Source organism: Pseudomonas sp. S2_E02, assembly GCF_054668355.1.
In genome coordinates this window covers 1,996,448-2,013,038 of record NZ_CP162761.1, presented here as the reverse complement: position 1 = coordinate 2,013,038, position 16,591 = coordinate 1,996,448, and the positions used below count along the sequence as shown (strand labels likewise).

The 16,591-nt window shown below is 59.1% G+C and carries 18 protein-coding genes and 2 pseudogenes; 10 read left to right on the top strand and 10 right to left on the bottom strand.

Going from position 1 to position 16,591, the window contains the following annotated elements:
• The first annotated feature begins 69 nt into the window (after positions 1–69).
• The 6 genes and pseudogenes from AB4O01_RS08970 to cysG all read left to right on the top strand — a co-directional run bounded on the left by AB4O01_RS08970 (position 70) and on the right by cysG (position 7,700).
• Positions 70–2,478 (top strand): DNA translocase FtsK, encoded by a 2,409-nt coding sequence (locus AB4O01_RS08970; RefSeq protein ID WP_034155142.1) that lies wholly within the window; start codon positions 70–72, stop codon positions 2,476–2,478.
• Between the two features lie 67 nt (positions 2,479–2,545).
• Entirely contained in the window at positions 2,546–3,166 is a 621-nt protein-coding gene (gene lolA, locus AB4O01_RS08965) for an outer membrane lipoprotein chaperone LolA (protein ID WP_186622500.1), read from the top strand.
• 147 nt (positions 3,167–3,313) lie between these two features.
• Positions 3,314–4,636 carry a replication-associated recombination protein A gene (locus AB4O01_RS08960; RefSeq protein ID WP_034155144.1) on the top strand — a complete coding sequence of 441 codons (1,323 nt, stop codon included), beginning with the start codon at positions 3,314–3,316 and terminating at the stop codon, positions 4,634–4,636.
• Complete coding sequence (gene crcB, locus AB4O01_RS08955) at positions 4,636–5,010, top strand: fluoride efflux transporter CrcB (protein ID WP_038369695.1); 375 nt, start codon at positions 4,636–4,638, stop codon at positions 5,008–5,010. Before AB4O01_RS08960 ends, crcB begins: the two co-directional genes overlap by 1 nt.
• Before the next feature lie 15 nt (positions 5,011–5,025).
• Complete coding sequence (gene serS, locus AB4O01_RS08950; RefSeq protein WP_460091416.1) at positions 5,026–6,306, top strand: serine--tRNA ligase; 1,281 nt, start codon at positions 5,026–5,028, stop codon at positions 6,304–6,306.
• A pseudogene (cysG, locus tag AB4O01_RS08945) lies at positions 6,307–7,700 on the top strand (siroheme synthase CysG). It begins immediately after the preceding gene.
• Between the two features lie 117 nt (positions 7,701–7,817).
• Here the strand turns inward: cysG and AB4O01_RS08940 are convergent.
• The 8 genes from AB4O01_RS08940 to AB4O01_RS08905 form a co-directional block, all read right to left on the bottom strand.
• Positions 7,818–8,819 (bottom strand): glutathione S-transferase family protein, encoded by a 1,002-nt coding sequence (locus AB4O01_RS08940; RefSeq protein WP_460091414.1) that lies wholly within the window; start codon positions 8,817–8,819, stop codon positions 7,818–7,820.
• A gap of 91 nt (positions 8,820–8,910) precedes the next feature.
• Positions 8,911–9,912: a glycosyl transferase family protein gene (locus tag AB4O01_RS08935; protein ID WP_460091413.1), complete on the bottom strand. Its 1,002-nt coding sequence runs from the start codon at positions 9,910–9,912 to the stop codon at positions 8,911–8,913.
• Positions 9,909–10,244: a TusE/DsrC/DsvC family sulfur relay protein gene (locus AB4O01_RS08930; RefSeq protein ID WP_095118237.1), complete on the bottom strand. Its 336-nt coding sequence runs from the start codon at positions 10,242–10,244 to the stop codon at positions 9,909–9,911. Before AB4O01_RS08930 ends, AB4O01_RS08935 begins: the two co-directional genes overlap by 4 nt.
• On the bottom strand, positions 10,241–10,534 hold the full coding sequence (gene tusB, locus AB4O01_RS08925; RefSeq protein WP_460091411.1) for a sulfurtransferase complex subunit TusB: 294 nt from the start codon (positions 10,532–10,534) through the stop codon (positions 10,241–10,243). Before tusB ends, AB4O01_RS08930 begins: the two co-directional genes overlap by 4 nt.
• On the bottom strand, positions 10,534–10,890 hold the full coding sequence (gene tusC, locus AB4O01_RS08920) for a sulfurtransferase complex subunit TusC (protein WP_116256749.1): 357 nt from the start codon (positions 10,888–10,890) through the stop codon (positions 10,534–10,536). The genes tusB and tusC overlap by 1 nt, the downstream gene beginning before the upstream one ends.
• 1 nt (position 10,891) lies before the next feature.
• Positions 10,892–11,284 (bottom strand): sulfurtransferase complex subunit TusD, encoded by a 393-nt coding sequence (gene tusD / locus AB4O01_RS08915; protein WP_116256750.1) that lies wholly within the window; start codon positions 11,282–11,284, stop codon positions 10,892–10,894.
• Between the two features lie 200 nt (positions 11,285–11,484).
• A complete protein-coding gene (locus AB4O01_RS08910) occupies positions 11,485–12,189 on the bottom strand; it encodes a YoaK family protein (protein WP_460091410.1) in 705 nt (234 codons plus the stop codon).
• A 25-nt stretch (positions 12,190–12,214) separates the two neighbouring features.
• Positions 12,215–12,544, bottom strand: coding sequence for a DUF6388 family protein (locus tag AB4O01_RS08905; protein WP_460091408.1), 330 nt, complete (start codon positions 12,542–12,544; stop codon positions 12,215–12,217).
• A gap of 134 nt (positions 12,545–12,678) precedes the next feature.
• Between AB4O01_RS08905 and AB4O01_RS08900 the strand changes: the two genes are divergently transcribed.
• The gene (locus AB4O01_RS08900; protein ID WP_093434342.1) at positions 12,679–13,029 is read left to right on the top strand and encodes a hypothetical protein; all 351 of its coding nucleotides are present in this window, start codon (positions 12,679–12,681) and stop codon (positions 13,027–13,029) included.
• A 115-nt stretch (positions 13,030–13,144) separates the two neighbouring features.
• Here the strand turns inward: AB4O01_RS08900 and AB4O01_RS08895 are convergent, their stop codons facing one another.
• Complete coding sequence (locus AB4O01_RS08895; RefSeq protein WP_093434345.1) at positions 13,145–13,570, bottom strand: GNAT family N-acetyltransferase; 426 nt, start codon at positions 13,568–13,570, stop codon at positions 13,145–13,147.
• A 147-nt stretch (positions 13,571–13,717) separates the two neighbouring features.
• On the opposite strand from AB4O01_RS08895, the gene AB4O01_RS08890 reads away from it, so the two are divergent.
• The 3 genes and pseudogenes from AB4O01_RS08890 to AB4O01_RS08880 form a co-directional block, all read left to right on the top strand.
• Entirely contained in the window at positions 13,718–14,155 is a 438-nt protein-coding gene (locus AB4O01_RS08890) for a hemerythrin domain-containing protein (RefSeq protein ID WP_460091406.1), read from the top strand.
• Positions 14,156–14,376: 221 nt separating this feature from the next.
• Complete coding sequence (locus AB4O01_RS08885; RefSeq protein ID WP_099756632.1) at positions 14,377–15,012, top strand: lytic polysaccharide monooxygenase auxiliary activity family 9 protein; 636 nt, start codon at positions 14,377–14,379, stop codon at positions 15,010–15,012.
• 43 nt (positions 15,013–15,055) lie between these two features.
• Positions 15,056–16,057 (top strand): annotated as a pseudogene (locus AB4O01_RS08880) (chitinase); the annotation flags it as partial.
• Positions 16,058–16,183: 126 nt separating this feature from the next.
• Here AB4O01_RS08880 and AB4O01_RS08875 read toward each other — a convergent pair.
• Positions 16,184–16,474 carry a DUF6896 domain-containing protein gene (locus AB4O01_RS08875; RefSeq protein WP_460092242.1) on the bottom strand — a complete coding sequence of 97 codons (291 nt, stop codon included), beginning with the start codon at positions 16,472–16,474 and terminating at the stop codon, positions 16,184–16,186.
• Positions 16,475–16,591: the final 117 nt, after the last annotated feature.

The window sequence follows — 16,591 nt, the reverse complement described above, 5'->3', positions numbered from 1 at the left end:
CCTGGATTGGGCAGTTTTTTATCGTCATTCAATAGATGGACGCGCCTCGGGCGCAGGAAAAGAAGCGTTTTGAAGAAATCCACCGAAGCACCAAAAACAGTCGTCCCGCTCTGGCGCCAACAGTTGCACTACCGGCTCAAGGAAGGTGCATTGATCGCCATCGGCGCCTTGTGCCTGTTCCTGATGATGGCTTTGCTGACCTACGGCAAGGACGATCCAGGCTGGAGCCACAACAGCAAGATCGATGACGTACAGAATTTCGGCGGCCCGGCGGGTTCCTACAGCGCCGACATCCTGTTCATGGTGCTGGGTTACTTCGCCTATATCTTCCCGTTGCTGCTGGCGATCAAGGCGTACCAGATTTTTCGCCAGCGCCATGAGCCATGGCAGTGGAGTGGCTGGCTGTTTTCCTGGCGTCTGATCGGTCTGGTGTTTCTGGTGCTGTCTGGCGCTGCGCTGGCGCATCTGCACTTTCACGCGGCCTCGGGCCTGCCCGCGGGGGCTGGTGGCGCGCTGGGCGAAAGCCTCGGCAATCTGGCGAAGAATGCGCTGAATATTCAGGGCAGCACCCTGTTGTTCATCGCGCTGTTCCTGTTTGGCCTGACAGTATTTACCGATCTGTCGTGGTTCAAGGTGATGGATATCACCGGCAAGATCACCCTTGATCTGTTCGAACTGTTTCAAGGCGCGCTCAATCGCTGGTGGTCGGCCCGTACCGAGCGCAAGCAACTGGTTGCGCAATTGCGTGAAGTCGACGATCGCGTGCATGACGTGGTCGCGCCGACGGTCACCGACAAGCGCGAACAAGCCAAAGTCAAAGAACGCCTGATCGAACGTGAGCAAGCCCTGAGCAAGCACATGTCCGACCGCGAGAAACAAGTGCCGCCGGTTATCGCCCCGGCCCCGGCCAAGGCGCCCGAGCCAAGCAAGCGCGTGCAGAAAGAGAAGCAGGTGCCGTTGTTCGTCGACAGCGCCGTGGAAGGCACCTTGCCGCCGATCTCGATTCTTGATCCGGCGGAAAAGAAACAACTCAATTACTCACCGGAATCCCTGGCGGCCGTCGGCCACTTGCTGGAAATCAAGCTCAAGGAGTTCGGTGTCGAGGTCACGGTGGATTCGATTCACCCGGGTCCGGTGATTACCCGTTACGAAATTCAGCCTGCCGCCGGTGTCAAAGTCAGCCGCATCGCCAACCTCGCCAAAGACCTTGCACGTTCCCTGGCCGTGACCAGTGTGCGGGTGGTCGAGGTGATTCCGGGCAAGACCACCGTCGGTATCGAGATTCCCAACGAAGACCGGCAGATCGTGCGCTTCTCCGAAGTGCTGTCGACGCCTGAATACGACAATTTCAAATCGCCGGTCACCCTGGCGCTGGGTCACGACATCGGCGGTAAGCCGGTCATTACTGACCTGGCGAAGATGCCGCACCTGCTGGTGGCCGGTACGACCGGTTCCGGTAAGTCGGTGGGTGTGAACGCGATGATCCTGTCGATCCTGTTCAAGTCCGGCCCGGAAGACGCCAAGCTGATCATGATCGACCCGAAAATGTTGGAACTGTCGATCTACGAAGGCATTCCGCATCTGCTGTGCCCGGTCGTGACCGACATGAAGGACGCCGCCAACGCCTTGCGCTGGAGCGTTGCCGAGATGGAGCGCCGTTACAAGCTGATGGCGAAAATGGGCGTGCGCAACCTGTCCGGCTTCAACGCCAAGGTCAAGGAAGCGCAGGATGCCGGCGAGCCGTTGAGCGATCCGCTGTACAAGCGCGAAAGCATTCACGACGAAGCGCCGCTGCTGCAGAAACTGCCGACCATTGTCGTGGTGGTCGACGAATTCGCCGACATGATGATGATCGTCGGCAAGAAGGTTGAAGAACTGATCGCCCGTATCGCCCAGAAGGCCCGTGCTGCCGGTATTCACTTGATCCTCGCGACCCAGCGGCCGTCGGTGGACGTGATCACCGGTCTGATCAAGGCCAACATTCCGACGCGTATGGCGTTCCAGGTGTCGAGCAAGATCGACTCCCGCACCATCATCGATCAGGGTGGCGCCGAACAACTGCTCGGTCACGGTGACATGCTCTACATGCCGCCGGGCACCAGCCTGCCGATTCGGGTTCACGGTGCATTCGTATCCGACGATGAGGTACACCGTGTGGTCGAAGCGTGGAAACTGCGCGGCGCACCGGAATACAACGATGACATCCTCAACGGTGTCGAAGAAGCTGGCAGCGGTTTTGAAGGCAGCAGCGGTGGCGGCGACGGCGATGATCCGGAAGCCGACGCGCTGTATGACGAAGCCGTACAGTTCGTTCTCGAAAGCCGTCGTGCCTCGATTTCCGCTGTACAGCGCAAGCTGAAGATCGGCTACAACCGCGCCGCTCGGATGATCGAAGCCATGGAAATGGCCGGGGTCGTCACCTCGATGAACACCAACGGTTCCCGTGAAGTCCTGGCCCCGGGCCCGGTACGCGACTGATTGCAAACGCAAGAGGCGGGACAATGATGTGCCGCCGCTCTCCCAACGAGTATTCAAGAGGACTCCCATGCGTCTTATCCGCATGCTGCTGCCAGTACTGGCGCTGACCACTCTCACGGCCCACGCCGATGACAAGGACGTGGCGCGTCTGACCCAATTGCTGGAAACATCCAAGACCCTGAGCGCGAACTTCTCGCAGCTGACCCTCGACGGCAGCGGCACGCAGTTGCAGGAAACCACCGGCAACATGACCCTGCAGCGTCCGGGCCTGTTCTACTGGCACACCAATGCGCCAAACGAACAGACCATGGTTTCCGATGGCAAGAAAGTCACCCTGTGGGACCCGGATCTGGAACAGGCGACCATCAAGAAGCTCGACGAGCGTCTGACCCAAACCCCGGCGCTGCTGCTGTCCGGTGATGTGTCGAAGATCAGCCAGAGCTTTGATATCAGCGCGAAAGAGGCGGGCGGCGTGATCGACTTCACCCTCAAGCCGAAAACCAAAGACACTCTGTTCGATAACCTGCGCCTGTCGTTCCGCAACGGTCTGCTCAACGATATGCAACTGATCGACAGCGTCGGCCAGCGCACCAACATCCTGTTTACCGGGGTCAAGGCCAACGAGCCGGTATCGGCATCGAAGTTCAAGTTCGACATCCCCGAGGGTGCCGACGTGATCCAGGAATAAACACGTAAACCCTGTGGGAGCGAGCCTGCTCGCGAAAGCGATATTTCATCCAGCATTAATAGTGGCTGATACACCGCTTTCGCGAGCAGGCTCGCTCCCACAAGGGCAAAGATCGACCTGATCAAATAGAGGTTTCAACGCTACGTGATGGATCTGTTTCGCAGTGCACCGATTGCCCAGCCACTGGCCGCGCGTTTGCGTGCGACCAATCTGGATGAGTATGTCGGTCAGGAGCACGTGCTCGCTCGCGGCAAGCCTCTGCGTGAGGCGCTGGAGCAGGGTGCCCTGCATTCGATGATCTTCTGGGGGCCGCCCGGAGTGGGTAAAACCACTTTGGCGCGGTTGCTCGCGGAAGTCTCCGATGCGCACTTCGAAACGGTCTCGGCGGTGCTCGCCGGGGTCAAAGAGATCCGTCAGGCCGTTGAAATCGCCAAGCAGCAGGCCGGCCAGTACGGCAAGCGCACCATTTTGTTCGTCGATGAAGTGCACCGCTTCAACAAATCCCAGCAGGATGCGTTTCTGCCTTACGTTGAAGACGGCACGCTGATCTTCATCGGCGCCACCACCGAAAACCCTTCGTTCGAACTCAACAACGCCTTGTTGTCGCGTGCTCGCGTCTACGTGCTGAAAAGCCTCGACGAAGCGGCGCTGCGCAAACTGGTGCACCGCGCGCTTACCGAAGAGCGCGGTCTGGGCAAGCGCAACCTGACGCTGAACGATGAAGGCTTCCAGATGCTGCTGTCCGCCGCCGATGGCGATGGCCGGCGTCTGCTCAACCTGCTGGAAAACGCCTCGGACCTGGCTGAAGACAACAGCGAAATCGGCACCGAGCTGCTGCAGAGCCTGCTCGGCGACACCCGCCGGCGTTTCGACAAGGGCGGCGAAGCGTTCTACGACCAGATATCGGCGCTGCACAAGTCCGTGCGCGGCTCCAACCCCGACGGTGCACTGTACTGGTTTGCGCGAATGATCGACGGCGGTTGCGATCCGCTGTACCTGGCCCGGCGCGTAGTGCGCATGGCCAGCGAAGACATCGGCAATGCCGACCCGCGCGCCCTCAGCCTGTGCCTGGCGGCGTGGGAAGTGCAGGAGCGTCTCGGCAGTCCGGAAGGCGAGTTGGCCGTGGCCCAAGCCATCACCTATCTGGCCTGTGCGCCAAAAAGCAACGCGGTGTACATGGGCTTCAAAACCGCTTTGCGCGCCGCCGCTGAAAACGGCTCGCTGGAAGTGCCACTGCACCTGCGCAACGCACCGACCAAACTGATGAAACAATTGGGCTACGGTGACGAATACCGCTACGCCCACGACGAGCCGGACGCTTATGCCGCCGGCGAAGACTATTTCCCGGAAGAGCTTGATCCCATCCCGTTCTACCAACCGGTGCCGCGCGGTCTGGAATTGAAGATCGGCGAGAAGCTCAACCACCTCGCCCAACTCGATCGTTTAAGCCCTCGGCAGCGGAGAAAATAGTGCTTCCATTGATCATTGCGGTCTCCGTCGGCGGGGTTGCCGGCACCTTGTTGCGCTTCGCCACCGGTAATTGGGTCAACGCCAATTGGCCGCGGCACTTCTATACCGCGACGCTGGCCGTTAATATCGTGGGCTGTCTGCTGATTGGCGTGTTGTACGGCCTGTTTTTGATACGCCCGGAAGTGCCGATCGAGGTACGCGCCGGGTTGATGGTCGGCTTCCTTGGGGGGCTGACGACATTTTCATCCTTTTCACTGGATACGGTGCGCCTGCTGGAAAGCGGGCAAGTGCCGCTGGCTCTGGGCTATGCGGCACTCAGCGTATTCGGCGGGCTGCTCGCGACGTGGGCCGGCCTGTCTTTGACCAAACTTTGATAACGAGAAACCGACATGCTCGATTCCAAACTGTTACGTAGCAACCTTCAGGACGTAGCGGACCGCCTGGCTTCCCGTGGCTTTGCCCTGGATACCGCGCGCATCGAAGCGCTGGAAGAACAGCGCAAGACCGTCCAGACCCGCACCGAAGCACTGCAGGCTGAGCGTAACGCGCGTTCCAAATCCATCGGTCAGGCCAAGCAGCGCGGCGAAGACATCGCGCCGTTGATGGCGGACGTCGAGCGCATGGCGGGCGAACTGAGTGCCGGTAAAGTCGAGCTGGACGCGATCCAGACCGAACTGGACTCGATCCTGCTCGGTATCCCCAACCTGCCGCACGAATCCGTGCCGGTCGGCAAAGACGAAGACTACAACGTTGAAGTGCGCCGCTGGGGCACGCCGACCGCGTTCGACTTCGAAGTGAAAGACCACGTTGCCCTGGGCGAGAAGTTCGGCTGGCTGGACTTCGAAACCGCCGCCAAGCTGTCCGGCGCACGTTTCGCCCTGCTGCGTGGCCCGATCGCGCGTCTGCACCGCGCCCTGGCGCAGTTCATGATCAACCTGCACGTCAACGAGCACGGCTACGAAGAGGCTTACACGCCTTATCTGGTTCAGGCGCCGGCGCTGCAAGGCACCGGTCAACTGCCGAAGTTCGAAGAAGACCTGTTCAAGATCGCTCGCGAAGGCGAAGCCGATCTGTACCTGATCCCGACCGCTGAAGTGTCGCTGACCAACATCGTTGCGGGCGAAATCGTCGATTCGAAACTGCTGCCGATCAAGTTCGTCGCGCACACTCCGTGCTTCCGCAGTGAAGCCGGTGCATCGGGCCGTGACACCCGCGGCATGATCCGTCAGCACCAGTTCGACAAAGTCGAAATGGTCCAGATCGTTGAGCCATCGACTTCGATGGAAGCGCTGGAAGGCCTGACCGCCAACGCCGAAAAAGTCCTGCAACTGCTCGGCCTGCCTTACCGCACCCTGGCGCTGTGCACCGGCGACATGGGCTTCAGCGCGGTCAAGACCTACGATCTGGAAGTGTGGATCCCGAGCCAGGACAAGTACCGCGAAATCTCGTCGTGCTCGAACTGCGGCGACTTCCAGGCCCGTCGTATGCAAGCGCGTTTCCGCAATCCGGAAACCGGCAAGCCTGAGCTGGTGCACACCCTGAACGGTTCCGGTCTGGCGGTTGGTCGTACGCTGGTTGCCGTGCTGGAAAACTACCAGCAGGCCGACGGCTCGATCCGTGTGCCGGACGTACTCAAGCCGTACATGGGTGGCCTTGAGGTCATCGGCTAAATGAAATATCTGCCGCTGTTTCACAACCTGCGCGGCAGTCGTGTGTTGGTCGTCGGTGGGGGGAAATTGCCTTGCGCAAATCCCGCCTGCTGGCCGATGCCGGTGCGCTGCTGCGGGTGGTCGCACCTGAAATCGAAACGCAACTGCGTGAACTGGTCGTCGCCTCTGGTGGTGAATGCCTGTTGCGCGGTTACGTCGAGGCGGATCTCGACGGTTGCGGGCTGATTATTGCCGCCACCGACGATGAGACGCTGAACGCCCAAGTCTCCACCGATGCGCACAAGCGCTGCGTGCCGGTCAACGTGGTCGACGCGCCTGCCTTGTGCAGCGTGATCTTCCCGGCGATCGTCGACCGTTCGCCGCTGATCATTGCCGTGTCCAGCGGCGGCGATGCGCCGGTGCTAGCGCGTTTGATCCGCGCCAAGATCGAAACCTGGATTCCATCGACCTACGGCCAATTGGCCGGGCTCGCCGCGCGTTTCCGCAATCAGGTGAAAAGCTTGTTTCCGGATGTGCAGCAGCGTCGTGGTTTCTGGGAAGACGTGTTTCAGGGGCCGATTGCCGACCGGCAACTGGCCGGGCAGGGCGCCGAAGCCGAGCGTCTGCTGCAAGCCAAGATCGATGGTGAAGCCATGGTCACGACCGGTGAGGTGTATCTGGTCGGCGCGGGCCCGGGCGATCCGGACCTGCTGACCTTCAAGGCGTTGCGTCTGATGCAGCAAGCCGATGTGGTGCTGTACGACCGCTTGGTGGCGCCAGCGATTCTTGAGCTGTGCCGTCGTGATGCCGAGCGCGTCTACGTCGGCAAGCGTCGGTCTGATCACGCTGTGCCACAGGATCAGATCAACCAGCAACTGGTCGACCTGGCCAAGGCCGGCAAGCGTGTGGTGCGGTTGAAGGGCGGTGATCCGTTTATCTTCGGCCGTGGCGGCGAAGAGATCGAAGAGCTGGCCGCTCACGGCATTCCGTTTCAGGTGGTGCCGGGTATCACTGCGGCCAGTGGTTGCGCGGCATATGCCGGGATTCCGCTGACGCATCGTGATCATGCGCAGTCGGTGCGCTTTGTTACCGGCCATCTGAAGGACGGCTCCACCGATCTGCCTTGGGCCGACCTTGTCGCGCCGGCGCAGACGCTGGTGTTCTACATGGGCCTGGTCGGGTTGCCGGTCATCTGCGAACAACTGATCAAACATGGTCGTTCAGCCGATACCCCGGCGGCGTTGATTCAGCAGGGCACCACGGTCAATCAGCGCGTCTTCACCGGCACGCTGGCTGACCTGCCGCGACTGGTGGCGGAGCATGAAGTGCATGCGCCGACACTGGTCATCGTCGGTGAAGTGGTGCAACTGCGCGAGAAACTGGCGTGGTTCGAAGGGGCTCAGGCGCAGGTCTGAAAGACCGAGTTGACCCATTCGCGAGCAAGCTCGCTCCCACAGGGGATTTGTGAACGACACATATCCAGTGTGGGAGCGAGCTTGCTCGCGAAGAGGCCTTCCAAAACCCTATAACTCTCAACCTTTTCGCCAAACCCCTTTGCCGCTCAACCGCGCCCGATCATGGACGACGTTGAAATCTTGCTCCGGCCCCTTCGGCACAACTCCCGTCGGGTTAATGGTCTTGTGACTGCCGTAGTAGTGGTTCTTGATGTGCTGGAAATCCACCGTCTCGGCGATCCCCGGCCACTGATAAACCTCACGCAGCCAGTTTGACAGATTCGGGTAATCGGCAATCCGCCGCAGGTTGCACTTGAAGTGGCCGTGGTAGACCGCGTCAAAACGAATCATCGTGGTGAACAAACGGATGTCCGCTTCCGTCAAGTACTCACCCGACAAGTAGCGATTGGCACCCAGCACCCGCTCCAGATGATCCAGCTCGGCAAACACCTCATCGAACGCTTCTTCATAAGCCTGTTGCGACGTCGCAAAACCTGCGCGATACACGCCGTTGTTCACCGCCGGATAAATCCGCTCGTTCAGCGCATCGATCTCGCCGCGTAATGGCGCCGGGTAGAAGTCCAGATCACTGCCGGTCAAACCATCGAACGCGCTGTTGAACATGCGGATGATCTCTGCCGATTCATTACTGACGATGCGCTTGAGCTTCTTGTCCCACAGCACCGGCACGGTGACGCGGCCGGTGTAATCGGCAGTGTCGGCGGTATAGCGCTGATGCATGAATTCAAAGCCATCGAGCTTGTCGCCGGTCGAGCCGAGCGCCGTGTCGAAGGTCCAGCCATTTTCCAGCATCAACCAACTGACCACCGAGACATCGATGAGACTTTCCAGGCCTTTGAGTTTGCGCAGGATCAGCGTGCGATGCGCCCACGGACAGGCGAGCGAAACATAGAGGTGATAGCGCCCGGCTTCTGCGGCAAAACCGCCTTCGCCGCTGGGACCGGGTTCACCGTTAGCGGTGACCCAGTTGCGGCGCTTGGCCTGTTCGCGCTGGAAGGCGCCGTCCTTGCTGCTTTCGTACCACTTGTCCTGCCAGTGGCCATCGACGAGTAAACCCATGATCAAGACTCCGTAAACCAATAATCGTTGGAGTCGAGTCTATTCCGATGAGTTCGAACAAAAAGCGCAAAGATCGGGCGTGAATGATCGGTTAAATCGATTTGTTCCGCGCGGCCCAGTAGTGCTCGGCGGTTGCGAAGGCTTGCTCACGGCTTTGACCGAGACCGCGCAAGGCCAGTGCCATGGTCGCAATCAAGGCCATTTGCGGGTAACTGTCGACCACCTCGCCACGCCATACGGCTTTCAGATGTTCGACGTCCAGGGTCGCCGGTTTGACGTGGCGCTGCGCCGACAATTGCGGCCATTCCTCGTCCCAGCTCTCGCCGGCGGTGGTGCCGTACAAGTGACTGTCGGCATCCGGGTTGATCTCGATTTCGCCGCCATCGCCTTTGACCACAATCGCCGTGTCGCCAAGCAATCCGCTGGCATAGCGGTGTACCGCCTGATAACCAGGGTGGAAAATGCTTTGCAGGCCGCAACGCGCGCCCAGTGGATTGAGAATCCGCGCCAGCGAATGAATCGGCGAGCGCAGGCCCAGGGTGTTGCGCAAATCGATCATCTTTTGCAGTTGCGGCGCCCAGTCCACCAGCGGCATGAAGGCCAGGCCACCGTTGTCCAGCGCTGCGCCGACCTGTTGCCAGGTGCGGCACAACGGAATGTTCAATTCACCAAGCAATTGCTCGCTGTACAGACGCCCGGCGGTGTGTGCGCCGCCGCCGTGCATGAAAATGCGCACGCCGTTCTGTGCCAGACACTTGGCCGCCAGCAGATACCACGGCAGATGACGCTTCTTGCCAGCGTAAGTCGGCCAGTCCAGATCGACGTTCAGCGCCGGCGCCTGCAGGCGCTCGCGCAGGGCTTCGGTGAAGCCGGCCATTTCCTCGGCGCTTTCTTCCTTGTGTCGCAGCAACATTAGAAAAGCGCCGAGCTGGGTGTCTTCAACCTTGTCGTCAAGCACCATGCCCATGGCTTCGCGGGCCTCTTCGCGGGTCAGGTCGCGAGCGCCACGTTTGCCTTTGCCAAGAATGCGCACGAATTGGGCGAACGGGTGTTCGGCAGGCGTTTCGAGGGTAAGCGCTGGAAAGTCGGTCATAAGCAATTCGTCGGTTTGGGCAGGCCCGCCAGTTTCGCGGCGAGTTTGGCAGGGGTGCCTTTGAACAGTCGGTTCAGGTGCAGGCTGTTACCTTTGTCCGGGCCGAGTTTCAACGCGGTGTACTTGATCAGCGGTCGGGTGGCCGGGGACAGCTGGAATTCTTCGTAGAAGCTACGCAGCAGTTCGAGGACTTCCCAGTGTTCGGCGGTCAACTCGATCTCTTCGGCGGCGGCGAGGGCACTGGCAACGTCGGCAGACCAGTCGCTGAGGTCGACGAGAAAGCCGTCCTTGTCCAGTTCGATGGCGCGGGCGCCGACGGTCATGGAATTCATAGCCAGCTGTTGACCTTGTCGTGATGGATCGACAACTCGACGAAGGCCGGGTAATCAATGGCTTCAGCCCAGTTCGGGACTTCGATGGCGCGAGCCTGTGCATCTTCGGCCAGAACCAACAATTTGATCTGGCGGTTTTGCAGTGCGGTGAACGGCGCGGTGCCCGGTTGCAGAGCATAGACCGCGTCGCCGGACAGCAGCAGGGCATCAGCGCTGCCGATCAGGCGCAGGCAACTGGTCAGACGATCATCGCCGAAGGGGGAATGAGACAACACGTGCAAAGTCGACATCAGAGGGTGATCACCTGGTCGTAACGGTCAATAAGGGCGGTGATTTGCTCGGCGGCCAGCGGCTGCGCTTCGTCCAGCGACAGAGTGCCGAGGCCACGAGTGCTGGCGCTGTCGGCGCAGTAAAACAGTTCTTCTACACCAAACATCGGTAGCGCTTGCAGGTTAGCGCTCAAGTCTTTCTGTTGCAGGGCCTTGGCGCTCTGCCCGGCGGCGAGTTGTAAGACGCCATCATCGAGAAACAGCAAGCCAATGGGCAGATCGAAGGCGCCACCGGCCAGCACGATGTCCAGCGCTTCGCGGGCCGCGGGGCCAGACCATGGCGATTGACGGCTGATGATCAACAGGGATTTAGCCATCTCACGCACCTCCGAAGCAGATCAAGCGGTCAGCGTCTTGTACCGCGTCATGCAACTGACCGAGGCCGGACAATTCCCACGGCGCGCTGACGGAGACGGCGTCACGCTGATAGCGCTTGGCTTCTTCAGCGTTCAGCACGCCACGGCGCAGGGCGGCGGCGATGCACACCACGCCGTCGAGCTTTTGCTCGGTGATGAAGGTGCGCCATTGTTTGGGCAGGTCCAGTTCGTCCTGCGGGGTGACCACCGCGTCCGAAGCGTTGTAAACGCCGTCCTGATAGAAAAACAGCCGGACAATTTCATGCCCACCGGCCAGCGCGGCTTGTGCAAACAGCAGGGCGCGGCGCGAGGAGGGCGCATGGGCGGCGGAAAACAGCGCAATGGCGAACTTCATGACGGACTCGATCAGCAAAACTGCGGCCATGATAAAGCATTGCAGACCGCAAAGGATCGCAGCGCTTGCAGCGAAACACGATCTCTGTAGGAGCTGCGGCACGCTGCGATCTGTTGATCTTGATCTTTAAAAGCAAGATCAACAGATCGCAGCCTCGTTTCACTCGACAGCTCCTACATGAGCGTTGGTTGAGGAATCCGTTAGCGGGGCATGTAGCCCAGCTGCCAGCGGCGCGGGATTTTCAGGGAGAACAGCCCGATGATTGCAGCCAGCAAACCGCTGACAAACATCGCCTGGAGTCCCAAGTGGTGTTCCAGCACCGCCCCCAGAATCGCACCGATAAACATCCCGCTCCACGGCACCAGTTGCACCCGCCAGCCGCTGCGTCGTTCGCCGAGCATCCAGCGCCCCAAACCACGGCCGAACCGCGACAATGCGCCAGTCACGTAAGTCAGTCCGACCGGCAAGCCGTTCACCTCTTCGACCGACGCGTTGAGCATGCCCATCGCAATGATCGCCGCCATCAGCGCCGGCAGTTGGGTGTCGAAGGGCCAGGCGGCCGCCGCACACAGCAGGGTGGCGATACACAGCAGCAACGGCAACGCCCGGCGGCCACCGAAACGGGCAACGATAACGCCCAAGGCGTTCCCGGCTATAAAAGTGGCGACGAGGACCAACAAACGCAGGGTCAGCCCGATATCACCATCGCTGATCGCCACGGCAAGTCGGGTGGTGTTGCCGCTCATGAACGAGACGAAGTCGCCGCTGGCCATAAAGCCGATGGCATCGGTCATGCCGGCCAGTACCGAGAGGCCGGCCACCAGCGCCAGACCAATCCGCCCGCGCCACTTCTGAGTGTGCAGATGCCCGGGGCTTGCGCGGTGAGTCGAGGCGGATGGCAGCATCGGTAGAAGTGTCCTTGGGCGGCGGTTATGGTTCTATGCCATACAGATCGCAATATTCCGGCCAACCCATATGAGCCATTTCTGCGACTTCACGATGCACCTCAAGGCGCTGCGCTTGGTATTCCTCAGGCGTTGCGGCCGTCAGTAGCAGTGTCAGCTCCCAGGCAAACAGACCTTGTTCTTCCGCCTCGGCCTCAAATGCTTCATGCAGTCGCTCTTCACGATACTGCGCCTGAGTTTCGCCTTTGGCCTGAGCCAGTAACGGGTTGAGGTGGTCGAGGTTTTCGCGCAGTTCGGGACGCGCGTCGAGAAATACTTTCAGGGCGTGTTCATGTCGCTGGTCGGTAGGCGCCATGTGTTTTCCTTGTGAGGCTGATGACCTTAGGTTGCCGCAGCGGCCTGCGCCTGTCGCGCTATAAATGCAGTAAAGCAGAACGATTCCTGCTGCTGCGATGATACAGTCCGCTTTTTTCTGAATGAGCGAATGCAATGCGAATTCTGATGGTAGCGCTGGCCGCGACACTGCTGGCCGGTTGCGCAGGCTCGGTGATGGACGATGCTCGCACGAAAACCCCGTACAAGGTATTGACGTCGGACAAAGCCGAAAAAGACGTGGCGCGTTGTGTGCAGTTCGGCTGGCAGGACGAAGCGGTGTTTGGCGTGGATGCGGCGGCGTATCTGGAGCCGCGTAAATCGGGCGGTACGACGGTGTATACCCGTTCGGCAGAGTCTTTTGTCGATGTGCTCACCGAAGCATCGGGGACGACGCTGAATTACTACGCGCAGAAGGATGATTTTGTCGCCAAGCGCCGGTTGGCGGCGTTGGCAACCTGTCTGTAGGGCCAATGGTCGCGGTGAGGTTCAAGCCGCCTTCGCAAGCTCGCTCCCACATCGATTCTTTGTCGATCACTCATCCAGTGTGGGAGCGAGCTTGCTCGCGAAGGCGGCGTCACATTCAACCGTTCAGGCGCTTCTGGAAAAAATGCCGCTTGTGCCCCGGCGGATAATCGACAATCTCACCAAACTGGCTGTACCCGAGTTTCTTGTAGAACTCCGGTGCCTGAAAGTCGAACGTGTCGAGCCATGCGCCGATGCAACCTTTCTCCCGCGCCAGCTCTTCGGCCATGCGCATCAGTTTCGAGCCAATACCCTGGCCCCGGCCTGCTTCAGGCACTGACAGCAAATCGATGAACAACCACTGGCAGACCAGCCGGCCATAGAGTCCACCCAGAATCTGATCGTGATCGTCACGCACCAGCAGGGTGAGCGGTTCGGATACCGCGATCCCGGCCTTGGCCACGTTATAGGCATGCAGGGGCGCGAGAATCGCTTGGCGTTCTTCTTCTGTGGAATGTTGTGACAACTCGATGCGCAAGTTCATGCCCGACTTCCTTGTGATGTGAGCCCGCAGCCTATCCTGCCCGGCGGTGATCTTCCAAGCCCCTCTCAACCCGGTGGAACTGCCGCTCACGCGCCGGGGTCTAGCTTTTACAGCGTCATTCCAGCACGCGGTTGATGAGGATCCCCCATGAATATTTTCGAAGCCCTTCGCGAAAGCCATGAGCGCCAGCGTAGCTACGCCAAAACCCTGATCGAAACCAGCGGCGACACCCCGGAGCGGGTCGAGGCGTACAAACAACTCAAAGCCGAACTCCAGGCCCACGAAACCGCCGAAGAACGCCATTTCTACATGCCGTTGATGGAGCTTGACGAGGGTGTCGATCTGAGCCGCCATGCCATCGCTGAACACCATGAAATGGACGAGATGATGGAAGAACTCGACGAGACCGAGATGTCCAGTCCGGCGTGGTTGGCAACCGCGAAGAAGCTGTCGGATAAGGTTCATCATCATTTGAAAGAAGAAGAACAGAAGTTCTTCCAGATGGCCGGCAAATTGCTCAACGAGAAACAGAAAGTACAACTCGCCGGGCAATACGAAAAGGAGTTCAAGGCACAGTTGCCGTGAGTACTGAATGGCAGTTTTTGCAGCATCGGCGTGTAATCTTTTGGCGTCATCTCGGGTGGGTATTATCGTAAAAGACTGTATATGCATCCAGTATTTGCGGTGTTTTGCTGGCCTTCATCCGCTGACTGCGACAAAACCGCCGATGGACAAAAAATTCGCCTCCGTTAGCTTGAAGGCCTCTCCTCGGAAAGGAGAGTTCTTAAATCAACGGAGTGAAAAACATGAATCAACCACAAGCACAAACCCAACTGCGACATGGTCGCGTCATCTCTCCTGCCAGCCGCGGTGCGGTGGCCATTGAGCAAGGACTGCTCGGTGCCTGGCAGGTCAATGAAATGGAAGGCGGGAAAAATTTCCCGGCGCTGGCAGCGGGGCCGTTTCCGGCGCCATACCAGAGCGACTCGGACAGTGTCACGCCACCGGCCGACGGCTACATCCTCAGCGGTGGCAAGAGTGATGCCCGCGACTGCGTTAACTTCACCCATGAAGAAATGAGCAAGAAACTCGGTCGTCCATTCACCTGGCCGCTGCTCAATGTCACCCCGGGACAAACCCTCGAAATCAAGTGGGAATACACCGCACCGCACACCACTCGCGGCTATCGCTGGCTGATCACCAAGGACGGCTGGGATCCGAAGCAGCGCATCACCCGTGCGCAACTGGAAAGCCAACCGTTCTTCGAGGACTTCTACACTCAGGTGCCGTATTACAGCTACCCGAATGAGCTGAAGGCCAAGGTCAATCACGCGGTGAAACTGCCGGCCAACAAAAAAGGCCATCACGTGATCGTGCTGATGTGGATCGTCGCCAACACCGGCAACGCTTTCTATCAGGCCTTCGACGTCGACTTCAAATAACGGCGCTGCGTCGCCAAACCCACACGTTCTGAAGGATTAGAACATGTCAAAAATCGATTTCTCTTTAGTGCAAAACGCCGCGAGCGATGCCGCCTCGCTGATGCCGAGCATTGCCGGCAAAAAGATCCTCATGGGCTTCTGGCACAACTGGCCCGCAGGCCCGAGCGATGGTTATCGTCAGGGCCGCTTCGCCAGCCTGTCGCTGGAAGAGGTGCCCAAGGAATACAACGTCGTCGCGGTAGCCTTTATGAAAGGCAGCGGCGTTCCGACCTTCAAGCCGTTCAACGTTTCCGATGCCGAGTTCCGCCGCCAGGTCGGTGTGCTCAACAGCCAAGGGCGCGCCGTGTTGATTTCCCTCGGTGGCGCCGATGCGCACATCGAGTTGCGCAGCGGTCAGGAACAACCGCTGGCCAATGAAATCATCCGTCTGGTGGAAACCTACGGCTTCGACGGCCTGGATATTGATCTTGAACAGAGCGCGATTGATTTCGCGGCCAACAAGACCGTCCTGCCGACCGCACTGAAACTGGTCAAGGATCACTACGCAGGCCAAGGCAAGCACTTCATCATCAGCATGGCCCCGGAGTTTCCATACCTGACCAGCACCGGCAAATACCTGAGCTATCTGCAGGCGCTGGAAGGCTACTACGACTTCATCGCCCCGCAGTTCTACAACCAGGGTGGCGACGGGGTCTGGGTGCCGGAAGCCAACAACGGCGCGGGCGCGTGGATTGCGCAGAACAACGATGCGTTGAAAGAGGATTTCCTTTATTACCTGACTGAAAGCCTGGTGACCGGTACTCGCGGCTTCACCCGCATCGCGGCGGACAAGTTCGTCATTGGCCTGCCGGCCAACAACGATGCGGCTGCCACCGGTTATGTGATCGACAAAACCGTGGTCGGGAATGTCCTCAAGCGTCTGGCGATCAAGGGGCTGCCGATCAAAGGCCTGATGACCTGGTCGGTAAACTGGGACAACGGCACCAGCAAGGATGGCGTGCCGTACAACTGGGAGTTCAGCCGGCGTTATGGGCCGTTGATTCACGGGGTGGGTTCCGTTGAGTCGGGGGTCGATGACAGGCTGTCGCACGTCGCTCGTTAGTTGCAAATAAAGAAGCCCGGTAGCGCTGCCGGGCTTCATTGCTGGTTTGGAATGCGTGCTGGTATGTTTTTATTCGGTTTTAACCAGGACATAAAGATTGTCATTGATCGACATTTTTTCGATTCTGTTTGAAGAGATAAGCTCTTTGAATTCTTTTTCGAGTGTTTTCTTGTCGCAGTATTTTTCATATATAAACGGCCTGTCCAAAGCGTAAATGTAGAGGCGCCATACGTCAAAGCCGTCGATTCTGCTGTTCGAACCGAAATCGAAGTCCACTGATTCTGATGGGAAATGAATGGCGCACCCTACACCGTGCAGTTCATATTGAATTTCATCAGTTATTTCACCGCAGCGTTCGATTTGCTTGCTCCGCCAGAGTCTTAAAATATTCCGAGTGCCGAATTTTTTTGTAGTAACTCCGTGCCATAGTCTACTTTTGAAAGAAAGTCATTTATTAACTCCTCAAGATTTTTATCG

Bases quoted from the DNA above. Each gene is read 5' to 3' on its own strand.
- serS (WP_460091416.1), top strand. From the start codon at position 5,026: ATGCTCGATTCCAAACTGTTACGTAGCAACCTTCAGGACGTAGCGGAC.
- AB4O01_RS08900 (WP_093434342.1), top strand. From the start codon at position 12,679: ATGCGAATTCTGATGGTAGCGCTGGCCGCGACACTGCTGGCCGGTTGC.
- lolA (WP_186622500.1), top strand. From the start codon at position 2,546: ATGCGTCTTATCCGCATGCTGCTGCCAGTACTGGCGCTGACCACTCTC.
- AB4O01_RS08885 (WP_099756632.1), top strand. From the start codon at position 14,377: ATGAATCAACCACAAGCACAAACCCAACTGCGACATGGTCGCGTCATC.
- AB4O01_RS08910 (WP_460091410.1), bottom strand. From the start codon at position 12,189: ATGCTGCCATCCGCCTCGACTCACCGCGCAAGCCCCGGGCATCTGCAC.
- tusC (WP_116256749.1), bottom strand. From the start codon at position 10,890: ATGGCTAAATCCCTGTTGATCATCAGCCGTCAATCGCCATGGTCTGGC.
- AB4O01_RS08895 (WP_093434345.1), bottom strand. From the start codon at position 13,570: ATGAACTTGCGCATCGAGTTGTCACAACATTCCACAGAAGAAGAACGC.
- AB4O01_RS08890 (WP_460091406.1), top strand. From the start codon at position 13,718: ATGAATATTTTCGAAGCCCTTCGCGAAAGCCATGAGCGCCAGCGTAGC.
- AB4O01_RS08940 (WP_460091414.1), bottom strand. From the start codon at position 8,819: ATGGGTTTACTCGTCGATGGCCACTGGCAGGACAAGTGGTACGAAAGC.
- tusD (WP_116256750.1), bottom strand. From the start codon at position 11,284: ATGAAGTTCGCCATTGCGCTGTTTTCCGCCGCCCATGCGCCCTCCTCG.
- AB4O01_RS08930 (WP_095118237.1), bottom strand. From the start codon at position 10,244: ATGAATTCCATGACCGTCGGCGCCCGCGCCATCGAACTGGACAAGGAC.
- tusB (WP_460091411.1), bottom strand. From the start codon at position 10,534: ATGTCGACTTTGCACGTGTTGTCTCATTCCCCCTTCGGCGATGATCGT.
- AB4O01_RS08905 (WP_460091408.1), bottom strand. From the start codon at position 12,544: ATGGCGCCTACCGACCAGCGACATGAACACGCCCTGAAAGTATTTCTC.
- AB4O01_RS08935 (WP_460091413.1), bottom strand. From the start codon at position 9,912: ATGACCGACTTTCCAGCGCTTACCCTCGAAACGCCTGCCGAACACCCG.
- AB4O01_RS08960 (WP_034155144.1), top strand. From the start codon at position 3,314: ATGGATCTGTTTCGCAGTGCACCGATTGCCCAGCCACTGGCCGCGCGT.